Source organism: Pseudomonas sp., assembly GCF_030684895.1.
Taxonomy (GTDB): Bacteria; Pseudomonadota; Gammaproteobacteria; order Pseudomonadales; family Pseudomonadaceae; genus Aquipseudomonas.
Map to the genome: position 1 here is coordinate 1 of NZ_JAUXXP010000074.1, position 13763 is coordinate 13763.

Genomic DNA, 13763 nt, shown 5'->3' on the forward strand with positions numbered 1-13763 from the left:
ATGTTGCCTTCCTGGATCAGGTCGAGGAACTGCAGGCCACGGTTGGTGTACTTCTTGGCAATCGAGATCACCAGACGCAAGTTCGCTTCAACCATTTCTTTCTTCGCGCGACGGGCCTTGGCCTCGCCGATCGACATGCGACGGTTGATGTCCTTGATTTCAGCCAGGGTCAGCTCGCACTCAGCTTCCAGGGCAGACAGCTTTTGCTGGCAGCGCTGGATGTCGGCTTGCATGGTGCCAATGGCTTCGGCGTACTTGGCCTTGCCTTTGGCCAGGCCTGCGGACCACTCGACGTCAATTTCATTGCCTGGGAACAGGCGCAGGAAGTCGGCGCGCGGCATGCGGGCATCACGTACGCAGAGTTGCATGATGGCGCGTTCCTGGGCGCGCAGGCGCTCCAGGGAGCTGCGCACACGCACAACCAGTGCATCGTACTGTTTAGGTACGAGCTTGATCGGCATGAACAGCTCAGCCATTTCTTTCAGCGCGGCAATGCCTTGCTTACTGCTGCGGCCGTGCTTTTTCAGGGCTTTCTTGGCGAGTTCAAGGGCGTCGCCAATCGCGGTGAAGCGGCGCAGGGCCTCTTCTGGGTCCGGACCGCCGTCGCCTTCTTCTTCCTCGTCATCGCTGGAATCAGCTTCGTCGTCGTCAGTTTCTTCGGCAGCGTCGCCGTCTTTAACTGGGACAGGCGCAGCCGCTTCAGCGGGAACGATGCCGTCATCCGGATCGATATAGCCGCTGAGGACTTCAACCAGGCGACCACCATCGGTGGTAACACGGGTGTACTCGGCCAGAATGCTGTCGACAGTGCCGGGGAAATGAGCGATAGCGCCCATCACTTCACGGATGCCTTCCTCGATGCGTTTGGCGATTTCGATCTCGCCTTCGCGGGTCAGCAATTCCACGGTACCCATTTCACGCATATACATGCGCACCGGGTCCGTCGTGCGGCCGATATCAGTCTCCACCGCTGCCAGCGCTGCAGCGGCTTCTTCAGCGGCTGCCTCGTCGGTATCGGCGTCGGCCAACATAAGGGCGTCCGCATCGGGAGCACTCTCGTGTACGGGGATCCCCATGTCGTTGATCATGCGGATGATGTCTTCCACCTGCTCCGGATCAGAAATATCTTCCGGTAGGTGGTCGTTGACCTCTGCGTAAGTCAGATACTTCTGCTCACGACCCAGGGTGATCAACTCTTTGATACGAGACTGCTGTTGCGCTTTTCCGGACATAACACCCTATCCACTGAAGGTCTTGGCGGGCAAAAAACAAGCCGCGGATTATACCCGAGTAACACCCCTAAGCGCCAGTTGGACTCGGGATTACCGGTGATGCATTACGGCTCAGCAAGCTGCGCAGCTGATCTTTCTCCTCTGCGCTCAACTCACTTTGACGGGCTTTGCGCAGCAAATGTTCCAGGCTGCGCTCGCGTTGGCGGGCTACTAGACTAGTTATAGTGTCGAAAAACTGTTGTTCAAGGTTGTCGGCTGAAATCAGCCATTCCTTTTCGGCCAGGGCGCGCAATAGACGGCCCTGTTCGGTGCCATGCCAGCGTGCGATCAGTTGCAGCGAGCGCAGGTTGGGGCTTTTTTGCAGGGCGCCGAGCAAGGCGACCAGCAGCTGGGCGTAGGTATCGTCTTCGGCGGCGAAATGGCTGACATCTTCGACCTTCTGCGCCAATTGTGGATGGTGCAGCAGGGTGCGCAGCGCGCTCAGGTGCGGCGATTCGACGCTGACTGCCGTGCGTGGGGCGCGCGGTGCGAACTCGCCCTGGCCCTTCTTGCTCCACTTGCCGCCGTCTTTCTTCCAGTTGCCCTTGCCTTTATTGCGTTCAAACTCCGGCGCGGGGCTGGGGTTTTCGTATTCGTTGCGGCTCGGCTCGACATCGTAATAGGCGCTGTCGGGAATCTCGGGGTAATCCGGGTAGTCGCTGGGTGGTGCGCTGTTCTGGCTTGGCTGGCTGCTGCGCGCAGTTGGCGCCATTTGCTGTAGGGCTTCGCCGGACAATCCGGTGATTTCGCTCAGGCGCTGGCGCATCAGGGCGCGCAGGTTGTTGCCGGGGATCTTGTCGATCAGCGGTGCGGCCAGGGTCATCAGGTGCGCCTTGCCTTCCAGGGAGCGCGGGTCGGCTTCTTCACTGAGTTGCTGGAAGAAATAGTCGGCCAGTGGCTGCGCATGCTGATTGATCCGTGCGCGGAAGGCGTCGGTGCCTTCGCTACGCACCAGGGTGTCTGGGTCTTCGCCGTCGGGCAGGAACAGAAAGCGCGCGCGGCGGCCGTCCTGAAGGCTCGATAGGGTCGCCTCCAGGGCGCGCCAGGCGGCGTTGCGCCCGGCGGCGTCGCCATCGAAGCAGAACAATACGCTGGGCACGACGCGAAACAGGCGCTTGAGGTGTTCTTCGCTGGTGGCCGTGCCGAGGGTGGCGACGGCGTTGCGCAGGCCTTGTTGGGCCAGGGCAATCACGTCCATATAGCCCTCGACGACCATGATCTCGTCGAGGTCGCGGTTGTGTTTGCGCGCCTCGAATAGCCCGTAAAGCTCCTGGCCCTTATGGAACACTGGGGTTTCCGGGGAGTTCAGGTACTTCGGCTTCTCGTCACCCAGTACCCGGCCGCCGAAGGCGATCACTCGGCCACGGCTGTCGCGGATGGGGAACATGATGCGGTCGCGGAAGCGGTCGTAGCGTTTGCCGCTTTCGGCGTTCTCCACCAGCAGGCCAGCGTCGATCATCGCCTTCTGTTGCAGGCTGTCGCTGGCCAGGTGCTTGAGCAGGTTGTCCCAGCCGGGTGGCGCGAAACCCATGCCGAAGTCGCGGGCGATCTCGCCGGACAGGCCGCGGCCTTTCAGGTACTCAATTGCGGCTTTACGTTGCGGGTGGCTTTTCAGCGCCTGTTTGTAGAACTCGGCGGCGGCCGTCAGCAGCGGGTACAGCGGCGAGTCGGTGGGTTGGCGCGGTTTGTTGTTGCGGCCACCTTCCTCGCGCGGCACTTCCATGCCGGCGCGCTTGGCCAGGTCCTCGATTGCCTGGGGAAAATCCAGTTGGTCGTGGTCCATGACAAAACCCAGGGCGTTGCCGCCGGCGCCGCAGCCAAAGCAGTAATAGAACTGTTTGTCCGGGCTGACGCTGAACGAGGGGGTTTTTTCTTTGTGGAAGGGGCAGCAGGCGGTGTAGTTTTTGCCGGCCTTTTTCAGCTGGATGCGCGAGGCGACCACGTCGACGATATCGGTGCGGTTGAGCAGGTCATCGATAAAAGACTGTGGGATCAGGCCGGCCATAGGCGCTCAGAATACTGTCATGCGCTGGGGCAGAACAGGTGGAGGCAAAAACTAAAAGACTCCGATCGTCACCCGAGGGTGGCGCGGAGTCTAAAAGCGAAACCCGGCCGAAGCCGGGTGTCAGGCGTTGCTTGTAGCTAATCGTGCAGACGAAGCTGCGGTGATTAGTACAGGCGAACGCTGCGGCGCTGCTCGCGCTGCACTTTCTTGGCGTGACGCTTAACAGCGGCTGCTGCTTTGCGCTTACGCTCGGAAGTCGGCTTTTCGTAGAATTCGCGGCTGCGAACTTCAGCCAGAACACCGGCTTTTTCGCAGGAGCGCTTGAAACGACGCAGAGCTACGTCGAAGGGTTCGTTCTCTTTAACTTTGACGGCTGGCATCCAGGGCTTACCTTCTTTATTACCGGGGGTAACGTTACTCCTGGCAAATGGCGCTGGAGAACGTAGGTTTTTAAGGGTTGCGGATGTTACCGCCTCATCGCGAGGAATGCAAAGCCTCTGATCGAAAAGCGCTGGCCGGCTCGCGCCAGCGGCCTTTATCATGCGCGCCTTCGAAGTTGCACACTCTACTACAAGGCACTGCCCATGTTGGTTCTGGGATTGGAAACCTCCTGCGACGAAACCGGTGTCGCGCTCTACGACAGCGAGCGTGGCCTGCTGGCCGATGCGCTGTTCAGTCAGATTGACCTGCACCGTGTGTATGGCGGCGTGGTGCCGGAGTTGGCCTCGCGCGATCACGTCAAACGCATGCTGCCGTTGATCCGCCAGGTGTTGAGTGAGGCCGACTGCGTGGCGACTGACATCGACGCCATCGCCTATACGGCCGGCCCCGGCCTGGTCGGCGCGCTGCTGGTGGGCGCGTCCTGCGCGCAGGCGCTGGCCTTTGCCTGGGGTATTCCAGCGCTCGGTGTGCATCACATGGAAGGCCATCTGCTGGCGCCGATGTTGGAAGAACAACCACCGGCTTTTCCGTTCGTCGCTTTGTTGGTGTCGGGCGGGCATACCCAGCTGGTGCGTGTCGATGGCATCGGTCAATACCAGTTGCTCGGTGAGTCTTTGGATGATGCTGCAGGCGAGGCCTTCGACAAAACCGCCAAATTGATGGGCCTGCAGTATCCCGGTGGGCCGGAGATTGCCCGTCTGGCGCTGAGCGGCACGCCTGGGCGTTTCAAGTTTCCGCGGCCGATGACTGATCGCCCTGGGCTGGAATTCAGCTTCAGCGGCCTGAAGACCTTCACCCTGAACACCTGGCAGCAGTGCCAGGCGGCAGGCGACAACTCTGAGCAGACCCGCTGCGACATCGCCCTGGCGTTCCAGCAGGCGGTGGTCGATACCCTGACCATCAAATGCAAGCGTGCACTGAAGCAAACCGGGTTGAATAACCTGGTTATCGCCGGCGGTGTGAGTGCCAACCAGGCGCTGCGCCAGTCGCTGGAGAAAATGCTTGCTGAGCTCAAGGGCGAGGTGTTCTACGCCCGCCCGGCGTTCTGCACGGATAACGGCGCAATGATCGCCTACGCCGGCTGCCAGCGCTTGCTGGCGGGGCAGCATGAGGATTTGAGCATCAAGGTGCAGGCGCGTTGGCCGATGGAGCAACTGCCGGCCCTTTAAGCATGGGCCGTATTCAGCCGGGCTATTTAGAAATGCCGCTCACGGCCGGCGAACAGATCGCGTAAATTGCCGCGATGGCGCCAGACGATCAGCCCGGTCAGTACGCAAACGGGAAGCAGTGCGTCGGGTTGTTGCCAGGCCAGCAGTGGCAGGGTCAGCGGCGTGGCAATCAGTGCGGCCAGCGAGCTGGTACGGGTCAGGACAAAGGTCAGCAACCAGGCAGCAACGGCCAGCAAGGCAGCGGGCGGGTACAGGCCCAGGAGCATGCCAGCGGCCGTGGCGACACCCTTGCCGCCACGGAAGTTGAAGTACAGCGGATACAGGTGGCCGACAACGGCTGCCAGGCCGACCCAGGCTTGTTGCTGCAGGCTGAAGTCGAGCAGGCTGGCGATCAGTACCGGCAGCAGGCCTTTGAGCAGGTCGCCGATCAGCGTGAGGATGGCCAGGCGTTTGCCGGCGACGCGGAACATATTGGTGGCACCGGGATTGCCCGAGCCACTGGCGCGCGGGTCCGGTCCGCCGCTTAGGCGGCTGAGCAGAATGGCGAAGGACAACGAGCCGAGCAGGTAGGCGAGGGTCGCCAACAGCCAAAACATGGTATCCATTCCGGGGCAAGGGAGCCCTGATTCTAACTAGGTGCGGCAGCCTTGTCGTGCCACGGAGAGCGTGCTTGGACACAGTTTTTATCGAGGGTCTGGAAGTCGATACGGTGATCGGTGCCTACGACTGGGAGCGCACCATTCGCCAGTGTTTGCGTCTGGACCTGTACCTGGGCTGGGATAACCGTCCCGCTGCCGCCGGTGATGAGCTGGACAAGGCGCTGGATTACGCCAAGGTCTCGCAGCGGATTCAGGCGTTTGCCAGCGAGTCGCAGTTTATCCTGGTGGAAACCTTCGCCGAGCGGCTGGTCGAGTTGCTCATGGCTGAGTTCCAGGTTCCCTGGGTACGGCTCAAGCTGACCAAGCCCGGTGCGGTGCCGGCGGCCAGTGGTGGGGTGGGCGTGGAGATCGAGCGCGGATGTCGCTAATTCCCGTTCTACTTGGCCTGGGCAGCAATATCGGCCGCGAAGCGCACCTGTGCGCCGGCCTTGATGCGCTCGCCGGCCTGCTCAGTGAGATGCGCTGCTCGCCGGTGTTTGAAAGCCAGGCAGTGGGCATCAAGAGCGGGCCGTTCTTCAATCTGGTGGTGGCCGGCTATAGCGAGCTGCCGCTGGGTGAACTGGACCGTCGGCTGAAATTTATCGAAGCCGATAACGGCCGCTACGCGCCTGAACGCAAAGGCCTGCCGCTGGATATCGACGTGCTGCTGTACGGCGATCTGGTCGGCAACTTCGACGGCTTGATTCTGCCGCGGGCGGAAATCCTCAAGAACGCCTTTGTGCTCTGGCCGCTAGCCTTGCTGGCGCCGGATGTCCTGCATCCGGCGCAGCAGCGCAGCTTTGCCGAGCTGTGGCAGGCGGCGCAGATTGATCAGCAGCTGTGGCCGGTGGCATTCAGCTGGCGCGAGCAGCAGCTGACGCCGTCTGCGCTGTGCGCCGAGTATCCGGCCAAGCCCTGATCAGGGCGTGCTGACGATAATCGCCACGCGGCGGTTCTCGCTGCGCCCTTCGGCGGTGTTGTTGTCGGCAATTGGTTTGCTCTGGCCCATGCCCTGCGTGGCAATCAGCTGCGCATCCATCCCCGCACCTTGCATCACAGCCGCCACCGTCTGGGCGCGGCGCAGCGACAGTTGTTGGTTATAAGCCGGCTGGCCGACATTGTCGGTGTGGCCTTCCAGGCGCACCTGCTGAATACCGACGCCCAGCAGTGCCTGGGTGATTTGCGTCAGTTGCGCGGTGCTGGCGCTGGAGACGACTTCCGAGTCGGTGTCGAACAGCACTTTGCCGGAGAGGCCGAGTTCCCAGCCGTCTTCGGTCCACTGGAAACCATGGCTCTTGAGCAAGGCCACCTGCTCGGCACTGAGGCCTTTGGGTGTGCTCTGGCAGCCGCTGATGAACAGTGCCGCGCCGAGCACGCCGATAAAGATCAATCGCATTAAGCTGCGCACAATGAAGCTCCTTTTCAGTTGGTAAGTGAATCCTGGCCTCTGGCCATGGTTCGCCCGCCCTGGCTGCGTTTGGCGTGGTACATGGCAACGTCCGCCTCGTGCACCAGGGCTTCGGGGTTGTCGGCGTGCTCCGGGTAGAGGGCGATGCCGATACTCAGGGAGGTGGTGATGCTGCCGCCTTCGGGTAGGGCGATGGGTTCGTGCATGCTGTCGATGATCTTGTCGGCGATCAGCACCGCATCGTCTTCGTGGTGGATGGGTTTGAGCAGCACGGCAAACTCGTCGCCGCCCAGACGCGCCACGGTGTCGCCTTCACGCAATTGGGCGCGCAGGCGCTGGGCAATGGCGATCAGCACCGCATCGCCGGCGGCGTGGCCGAGCTGATCGTTGATTTCCTTGAAACGGTTGCTGTCGAGAAACAGCACGGCCATTTGCGTCTGGCTGTCGCGGGCCTCGCGCATGCTGCCGAGCAAGCGCGACTCGAAGAAGGCGCGGTTGGGCAGCCCGGTCAGAGCGTCGTGGCTGGCCTGGTGCGCCAGCGAGGCGTTCTCGCGTTCCAGCTGATGCTGCCAGGCCTCCAGTTGATCAAGCAGGGCGTTGAAGTCTTCGGCTAGCTCGTTGAGGTCGGCGATATGGGTGGCCGGCACGCGCTGGTTGAAGGTGCGCTCCACGGAAATGTTGTGCGCTACTTGCGACAGGTTACGCAGCGGCTGGGTGATTGCCCGCTGTATGCGCTTGGAGCCATAGGTGGCGCCCAGTGCGCTGAGCGCCAGACTGGCCAGCAGGCCAAGCAGGCCGCCGATCAGGAAGCGCAGCAGGGTGGTGCCTTGGCCGCTGAGGTGCAGGGCGCCGATCTGTTGGCCCTGATAGGTGATGGGTTGAATCACCACGTCCGGCAGCAGCAGGCGGGCGATTGATTGCTCGGCGTTGTTGAGTACGGTGTTATTGGCTGCGTCCAGGCTGGCGAGCAGCGCGCCGTCTTTATCGAAGACGGCCACCTGGGCGATTTCCTCGGTCTTGCAGATCTGCTCCAGGGCGTCGCGCACCGCTGCGCGGTCGTTGAACACCACGGCGGCTTCCAGGGTGTAGGCCAGGGAGCGGGCGATCAGTTGCAGGTTGTGGCTGGCGTAGGTGCTAAGCGCGAGCAGGCTGACCAGGGTCAGCGACAGGCTGGTCAGGCCCATGGCCAGCAACGCGACACGCAGGTGAGCGTTATGCAGCAGGCGGCGCAGGCTCGGGCGCTGCTGGATGACTTCGGGCTTTCTGCGGTTCATGGTTGCGGTCCTGCGCGCTTGCCCAACTGCAGCACGTTCGGGTGAATGCGGATACCGCTGCGCGCGACGGCGTCGAGATTGACCTTGAACCCCACATGCTCATCGCTGATGCCCAGGCAGAACAGACTGCCTTCGCTGCAGGCCTGGCTGGATTCGCTGATGGTCAGGATGGGTTTGCCGACCAGGCGGCTGAACAGGGCAATCCGCTGGCTGTCCTCGATCACCCCGAGATAGACAGCTTCGCAGTCGGTTTCCAGCAATGGGCTGTCAACCAGCAGGCGCTTGGTCTGTACTGGCTGGCGGGATTCCAGCTCGTGGTTCTGCCACAGCAAGTCGGCGTACTCGGTTGGGGCAATCACGCACAGGCGCAGGGTTTCGGGCTGCTGCGGCCAGCGCGCATAGCTGAGGATGCCGTGCACCACATGGGCGACCTGAGTGGCGCGCAGCGTGGCGCTGTCGGCGTCGGCTGGTTCGGCATGGGCCAGTGCCGGCAAGAGTGCCAGTAGGGTGCAGCAGAGGACTTTTCGATTGGCGCGCATAAACACTGGACGATTCAGATGCAAGGTAAAGGTCTCCGGCTTGGCCTGTTCGGCGCTGAGGCGACGCGCGTTGGCGCGGTGCACGGCAGGCTCTTGTTGAGTAAAGCTCACGCGCTTAGATTTTGGCGTCAAAATTTATGCGTGATAAGGCTGGAGGCCTAGTGCTGCAAGGCCTGCAGCCTATCAGTGTGCTGCGCGTAACGCTACGCCTGAGGGTGGTTCTGGCGAAATTGCTGCAACGCCTGCAGGCGTTCTTCCTGCAATGCGTTGCCCAGTTCGGCCCCTTGCAGGCCGCGTGCGAGCAGCGGTTGCACGGCTACTGTGCGGGCGGCGTGCATGGCGGCGCGCAGGTAGTCGGCTTGTGGGTAGGCGCGCTGCTCCAGACCGAGGCGGCCGCGGGCGTCCATTTCGCAGGCGGCGATAAACTCTTCAAAACGCTGCGGGCGGCGGAACACATCGAAGCTTTGCAGCAGCTTGAGCAGGGTCGAGGGCTTGAGCTCCAGGGCGCGGTGGCCGTGGGTGTGAAACTCACCGACCTGTAGGGCAAGCTCCTGGCAATCCTTGGGCGCCTTGCAGCGCTGGTTGATCGCCCGGATCAGCTTCAGGCCCTTGTGTTCATGGGCGATGTGGCGTGGCCACTCGGCCTCGGGGGTAAGGCCCTTGCCGACATCATGAAGTAGACAGGCCCAGCGCACCGTCAGCGGCTGCTGGTGTTCGGCGCATTGGCGCAGCACGCTGAGCACGTGCACGCCGGTGTCGATTTCCGGGTGATGGGCCGGTGGCTGCGGGATGCCGAACAGCACGTCGACTTCCGGCAGCAGAACACGCAGCGCACCGCAGTCGCGTAGCACCTGGATAAATACATCGGGGCGCGGCTCCATCAGCGCGCGGGAGATTTCTTTCCAGCTGCGCTCTGGCGTCAGCGCACCTAGCTCGCCGGACTCGCTCAGTTCGCGCATTAGCGCCAGGGTTTCTGGCGCTACGCTGAAACCCAGTGGCGCGTAACGGGCGGCAAAGCGGGCGACGCGCAGCACGCGCAGCGGGTCTTCGGCGAAGGCCGGAGATACATGGCGTAGCAGCCGAGCTGCGAGGTCACGCTGGCCACCGTAGGGGTCGATCAGCGTGCCGTGATCGTCCTCGGCCATGGCGTTGACGGTTAGGTCGCGGCGGATCAGGTCTTCTTCCAGGGTGACTTCCGGGCTGGCGAAGAAGGTGAAGCCGCCGTAGCCACGCCCGCTTTTACGCTCGGTGCGGGCCAGGGCGTATTCCTCGCCGGTCTGCGGATGCAGAAATACCGGGAAATCCGCACCCACCGGGCGGTAGCCCAATTCGAGCATTTGTTCGGCGCTGGCGCCGACCACGACCCAGTCGATCTCGCTAACCTCGCGGCCTAACAGGCGGTCGCGTACTGCGCCGCCTACTTTGTAAATCTGCATCATGGTTCCTCCGCTAAGTGCGGAGGATAGCGGCTGGCCGCTGACGAGGGGTAGCCTGGATGCAGTTCTGAGGGTTTTAGCGTGTTCCCGGATTGTATCCGGGCTACGGGCTGGCTAGCGGAACCTGCTGCAATAGCGCTTGAGTGGCGCGCTCCAGCAGTTCGGCGCTGTCTTTGGCGGGGCTCAGGCCTGTGCTGATCAGGCCTTCCCAGAGGGTGTGCTGCGCTGGGGTGGTCAGGCGGATGCGCAGTGTGCCGGTTTCATCGCGCAGGCGGTGGATCGCCTGGTAGGGGCCGAGCGGGGTGGGTGGGGCGGCGTCGATCTTGAAGTCGAGCGGGCTGTCCTGCACCGCCAGCCAGTAATACACCTGAATCTCTGCCTGCGGGTTGGCCTGGTAACCGCGTGCACTCAAGCCTTCGCGCAGCAATTGCTCAAGCTGTGCATAGCGCTCGGCAAATGGCACGTCGCCTGCTACGGCCTGTTCAGCGGCAATCAGGCTGAAGCTGCGCTTGCCCGTCAGTTCGGCGCTGGCGGGGGTTAGCACCTGGGCGCGGGGCAGCTGGTTGCTGCAGGTGGCCAGTGCCAGACACAGCAGTAATACGATAAACAGGCGCATCGGCAGATTCCCGGTTGGTCTGCTGCGCATGCTGGTGCTTGGCATCGTGGGCGCGCAACCGATCAAATGGGCGGGATCATCAGGTCGAGGCGCGGGTAGTCGCTGTCATGTTCGGCTTCATGCTTGGGCGGCACATACTGGGTGCCGATCAGTTGTTCACCCTGGTACAGCTCCAGGTGGATATTGAACCCCCACAGGCGGTGCAGGTGTTTTAGCACCTCCTCGGTGGAGCTGCCCAGCGGTTTGCGGTCATGCTGCTGGTGGCGCAGGGTCAACGAGCGGTCGCCACGGCGGTCGATGCTCCAAATCTGCACATTGGGTTCGCGGTTGCCCAGGTTGTATTGCGCGGCCAGGGTTTCGCGAATCTGCTGGTAGCCGGGTTCGTCGTGAATCGCTGGGACGTAGAGTTCGTCTTTCTGGTCGTCATCGAGAATGCTGAACAGCTTGAGGTCGCGGATCACCTTGGGCGACAAGTACTGCAGGATAAAACTCTCGTCCTTGAAGCTGTTCATGGCGAATTTCAGGGTGCTTAGCCAGTCACTGCCGGCAATCTCCGGGAACCAGCGGCGATCTTCTTCCGTTGGTTCCTCACAGATGCGGCGAATGTCGCGGTACATGGCAAAGCCCAGGGCGTAGGGGTTGATGCCGCTGTAGTAGGGGCTGTCGAACGGCGGCTGGTAGACCACGCTGGTGTGCGACTGGAGAAACTCGATCATAAAACCTTCGGTAACCAGGCCCTCGTCGTACAGGTCGTTCATCAGGGTGTAGTGCCAGAAGGTCGCCCAGCCTTCGTTCATCACCTGGGTCTGGCGCTGCGGGTAGAAATACTGGGCGATCTTGCGCACGATACGGATGATCTCGCGCTGCCAGGGCTCCAGCAGCGGTGCGTGTTTCTCCAGGAAATACAGGATGTTTTCCTGCGGCTCGGCCGGGAAGCGCTTGTTGTCCTTGTCGCTGCCCTTGCTGGCGTTTTTCGGGATGGTGCGCCAGAGGTCGTTGATCTGCTTTTGCAGGTGCTCTTCGCGGTCTTTCATGCGCCGCCGTTCTTCCTCGGCGGAAATCGGATAGGGGCGTTTGTAACGGTCGACGCCGTAGTTCATCAGCGCATGGCAGGAGTCGAGCAGGTCCTCCACCGCGTCGATGCCGTGGCGCTCCTCGCATTGCATGATGTACTGCTTGGCAAACACCAGGTAATCGATGATCGAGCTGGCATCGGTCCAGGTGCGAAACAGGTAGTTGCCCTTGAAGAAGCTGTTGTGGCCGTAGCAGGCATGGGCGATCACCAGGGCCTGCATGCAGATGGTGTTCTCTTCCATCAGGTAGGCGATGCACGGGTCGGAGTTGATCACGATCTCGTAGGCCAGGCCCATCTGTCCGCGCTTGTAGCCCTTTTCGGTGCTGAGGAAGTGTTTGCCGTAGGACCAATGGTGGTAACCCAGCGGCATACCAACCGAGGCATAGGCGTCCATCATCTGCTCGGCAGTGATCACCTCGATCTGGTTGGGGTAGGTGTCCAGGGCATAGCGTTCGGCGAGTCGGCCGATTTCGCGGTCGTACTGACGGATCAGCTCGAAGGTCCATTCCGAGCCGGTGGAGATCGGTTGGCGGCGTTTGTCTTTGCTGCTCATGTGGCTAGCCTCCGCTGGAACAGGTCGCGGAATACCGGGTAGATGTCGCCGGCCGAGACCAGCTGCTGCTGGGCGAAGGTGTCGGCGAAGGCTTCGCTGACCTGCTCGTATTCGAACCACAGCGCCTGGTGCTCGCGCGGGGTGATCTCGACGTAAGTGAAGTACTGCACGAACGGCATGATCTGCTTGATCAATATATCCCGGCAGATCGGCGAGTCATCATTCCAGTTGTCGCCATCCGACGCCTGGGCGGCGTAGATATTCCATTCGTTGATCGGATAGCGCTCAGCCATGATCTCCTGCATCAGCTTGAGCGCGCTGGAGACGATGGTGCCGCCGGTCTCGCGCGAGTAGAAGAACTCCTCCTCATCCACCTCGCGGGCGCTGGTGTGGTGGCGGATAAACACCACCTCGATCTTGTCGTAGTTCCGTTTGAGGAACAGGTACAAGAGGATAAAGAAGCGCTTGGCGATGTCCTTGGTCGACTGGGTCATCGAGCCGGACACGTCCATCAGGCAAAACATCACTGCCTTGGAGCTGGGGTTGGGCTGTTTGACCAGCAGGTTGTACTTGAGGTCGAAGGTGTCGAGAAAGGGGATGCGCTTGATCCGCGCACGCAGTTTGCTGACTTCCTCTTCAAGCGCCTGGATATCGCCAAGGTTGTCCGGCTGTTCCAGCTTCAGGCGTTCCAGTTCGGCCTGAGCACTCTTGAGTTTGTTGCGGCTGCTGCCTGAGAGGGCGATGCGCCGGGCATGGGCCGAGCGCAGGGTACGGACGATATTGATGCGCGATGGATTGCCTTCATTGCTGATCCCGGCGCGCACGCTTTTGAAGGTGTCGCTGCCGGTCAGGTGGCGTTTGATCAAATTGGGTAGTTCGAGATCCTCGAACATAAAGTCGAGGAATTCCTCCTGGGTGATTTGGAAGACGAACTCGTCCATTCCTTCGCCGGAGTTGCTCGCCTTGCCGGCGCCTTGGCCGCTGCCACCGCCTTGCGGGCGGGCAATCTTCTCGCCGGTGGTGAACTCGCGGTTGCCGGGATGGACGGTGGTTTGGCGGCCGCCACGGCCGTGGTGCAGCACCGGCTCGTCGATATCGCGGCCGGGGATGCTGATCTGTTCGCCGTGCTCCATATCGGTGATGGAGCGGCGGCTGACCGCCTCTTCCACGGCCTTCTTGATGTGATCACGGTAACGCCGCAGAAAGCGTTGGCGGTTCACCGTGCTCTTGTTTTTACCGTTCAGACGTCGGTCGATCACATGGCTCATAACTGCCCTCCGTGCGCTGCAGACATCAGGCGTAGCCAACACAGGGCGGCGTTGGTCGCGCGCCCTGTAG

General features: G+C 61.8%; 14 protein-coding genes. 3 read left to right on the forward strand and 11 right to left on the reverse strand.

The window, feature by feature from the left end:
• From Q8M42_RS16410 to rpsU, 3 genes are all read right to left on the reverse strand, one after another.
• A partial coding sequence (locus Q8M42_RS16410) for an RNA polymerase sigma factor region1.1 domain-containing protein (protein ID WP_305284862.1) occupies positions 1-1232 on the reverse strand: 1232 nt, incomplete at its 3' end.
• A 67-nt stretch (positions 1233-1299) separates the two neighbouring features.
• Complete coding sequence (gene dnaG / locus Q8M42_RS16415; RefSeq protein ID WP_304867621.1) at positions 1300-3276, reverse strand: DNA primase; 1977 nt, start codon at positions 3274-3276, stop codon at positions 1300-1302.
• Positions 3277-3440: 164 nt separating this feature from the next.
• The gene (gene rpsU / locus Q8M42_RS16420; RefSeq protein ID WP_003296736.1) at positions 3441-3656 is read right to left on the reverse strand and encodes a 30S ribosomal protein S21; all 216 of its coding nucleotides are present in this window, start codon (positions 3654-3656) and stop codon (positions 3441-3443) included.
• A gap of 204 nt (positions 3657-3860) precedes the next feature.
• Between rpsU and tsaD the strand changes: the two genes are divergently transcribed.
• Positions 3861-4886 (forward strand): tRNA (adenosine(37)-N6)-threonylcarbamoyltransferase complex transferase subunit TsaD, encoded by a 1026-nt coding sequence (gene tsaD, locus Q8M42_RS16425; RefSeq protein ID WP_304867587.1) that lies wholly within the window; start codon positions 3861-3863, stop codon positions 4884-4886.
• A 26-nt stretch (positions 4887-4912) separates the two neighbouring features.
• Here the strand turns inward: tsaD and plsY are convergent, their stop codons facing one another.
• Positions 4913-5482, reverse strand: a complete 570-nt coding sequence (gene plsY, locus Q8M42_RS16430) for a glycerol-3-phosphate 1-O-acyltransferase PlsY (RefSeq protein WP_304867584.1) — start codon at positions 5480-5482, stop codon at positions 4913-4915.
• Between the two features lie 74 nt (positions 5483-5556).
• Here plsY and folB point away from each other — a divergent pair, with 74 nt between their 5' ends.
• Both folB and folK read left to right on the forward strand, forming a co-directional pair.
• The gene (gene folB / locus Q8M42_RS16435; protein ID WP_304867581.1) at positions 5557-5913 is read left to right on the forward strand and encodes a dihydroneopterin aldolase; all 357 of its coding nucleotides are present in this window, start codon (positions 5557-5559) and stop codon (positions 5911-5913) included.
• Positions 5904-6443, forward strand: a complete 540-nt coding sequence (gene folK, locus Q8M42_RS16440; protein ID WP_304867578.1) for a 2-amino-4-hydroxy-6-hydroxymethyldihydropteridine diphosphokinase — start codon at positions 5904-5906, stop codon at positions 6441-6443. The genes folB and folK overlap by 10 nt, the downstream gene beginning before the upstream one ends.
• On the opposite strand, the gene Q8M42_RS16445 is transcribed toward folK, so the two are convergent.
• From Q8M42_RS16445 to Q8M42_RS16475, 7 genes are all read right to left on the reverse strand, one after another.
• Entirely contained in the window at positions 6444-6920 is a 477-nt protein-coding gene (locus tag Q8M42_RS16445; protein WP_370692716.1) for an OmpA family protein, read from the reverse strand.
• 26 nt (positions 6921-6946) lie between these two features.
• Positions 6947-8206, reverse strand: coding sequence for a diguanylate cyclase domain-containing protein (locus Q8M42_RS16450; RefSeq protein ID WP_304867573.1), 1260 nt, complete (start codon positions 8204-8206; stop codon positions 6947-6949).
• Positions 8203-8745, reverse strand: coding sequence for a YfiR family protein (locus tag Q8M42_RS16455; protein ID WP_370692715.1), 543 nt, complete (start codon positions 8743-8745; stop codon positions 8203-8205). Before Q8M42_RS16455 ends, Q8M42_RS16450 begins: the two co-directional genes overlap by 4 nt.
• 203 nt (positions 8746-8948) lie before the next feature.
• Complete coding sequence (locus tag Q8M42_RS16460; protein WP_304867643.1) at positions 8949-10181, reverse strand: multifunctional CCA addition/repair protein; 1233 nt, start codon at positions 10179-10181, stop codon at positions 8949-8951.
• Between the two features lie 103 nt (positions 10182-10284).
• A complete protein-coding gene (locus Q8M42_RS16465; protein WP_304867567.1) occupies positions 10285-10797 on the reverse strand; it encodes a hypothetical protein in 513 nt (170 codons plus the stop codon).
• Between the two features lie 62 nt (positions 10798-10859).
• Positions 10860-12425: a SpoVR family protein gene (locus tag Q8M42_RS16470; protein WP_304867564.1), complete on the reverse strand. Its 1566-nt coding sequence runs from the start codon at positions 12423-12425 to the stop codon at positions 10860-10862.
• Positions 12422-13693 carry a YeaH/YhbH family protein gene (locus Q8M42_RS16475; RefSeq protein WP_275962391.1) on the reverse strand — a complete coding sequence of 424 codons (1272 nt, stop codon included), beginning with the start codon at positions 13691-13693 and terminating at the stop codon, positions 12422-12424. The genes Q8M42_RS16470 and Q8M42_RS16475 overlap by 4 nt, the downstream gene beginning before the upstream one ends.
• Positions 13694-13763 lie beyond the last annotated feature (70 nt).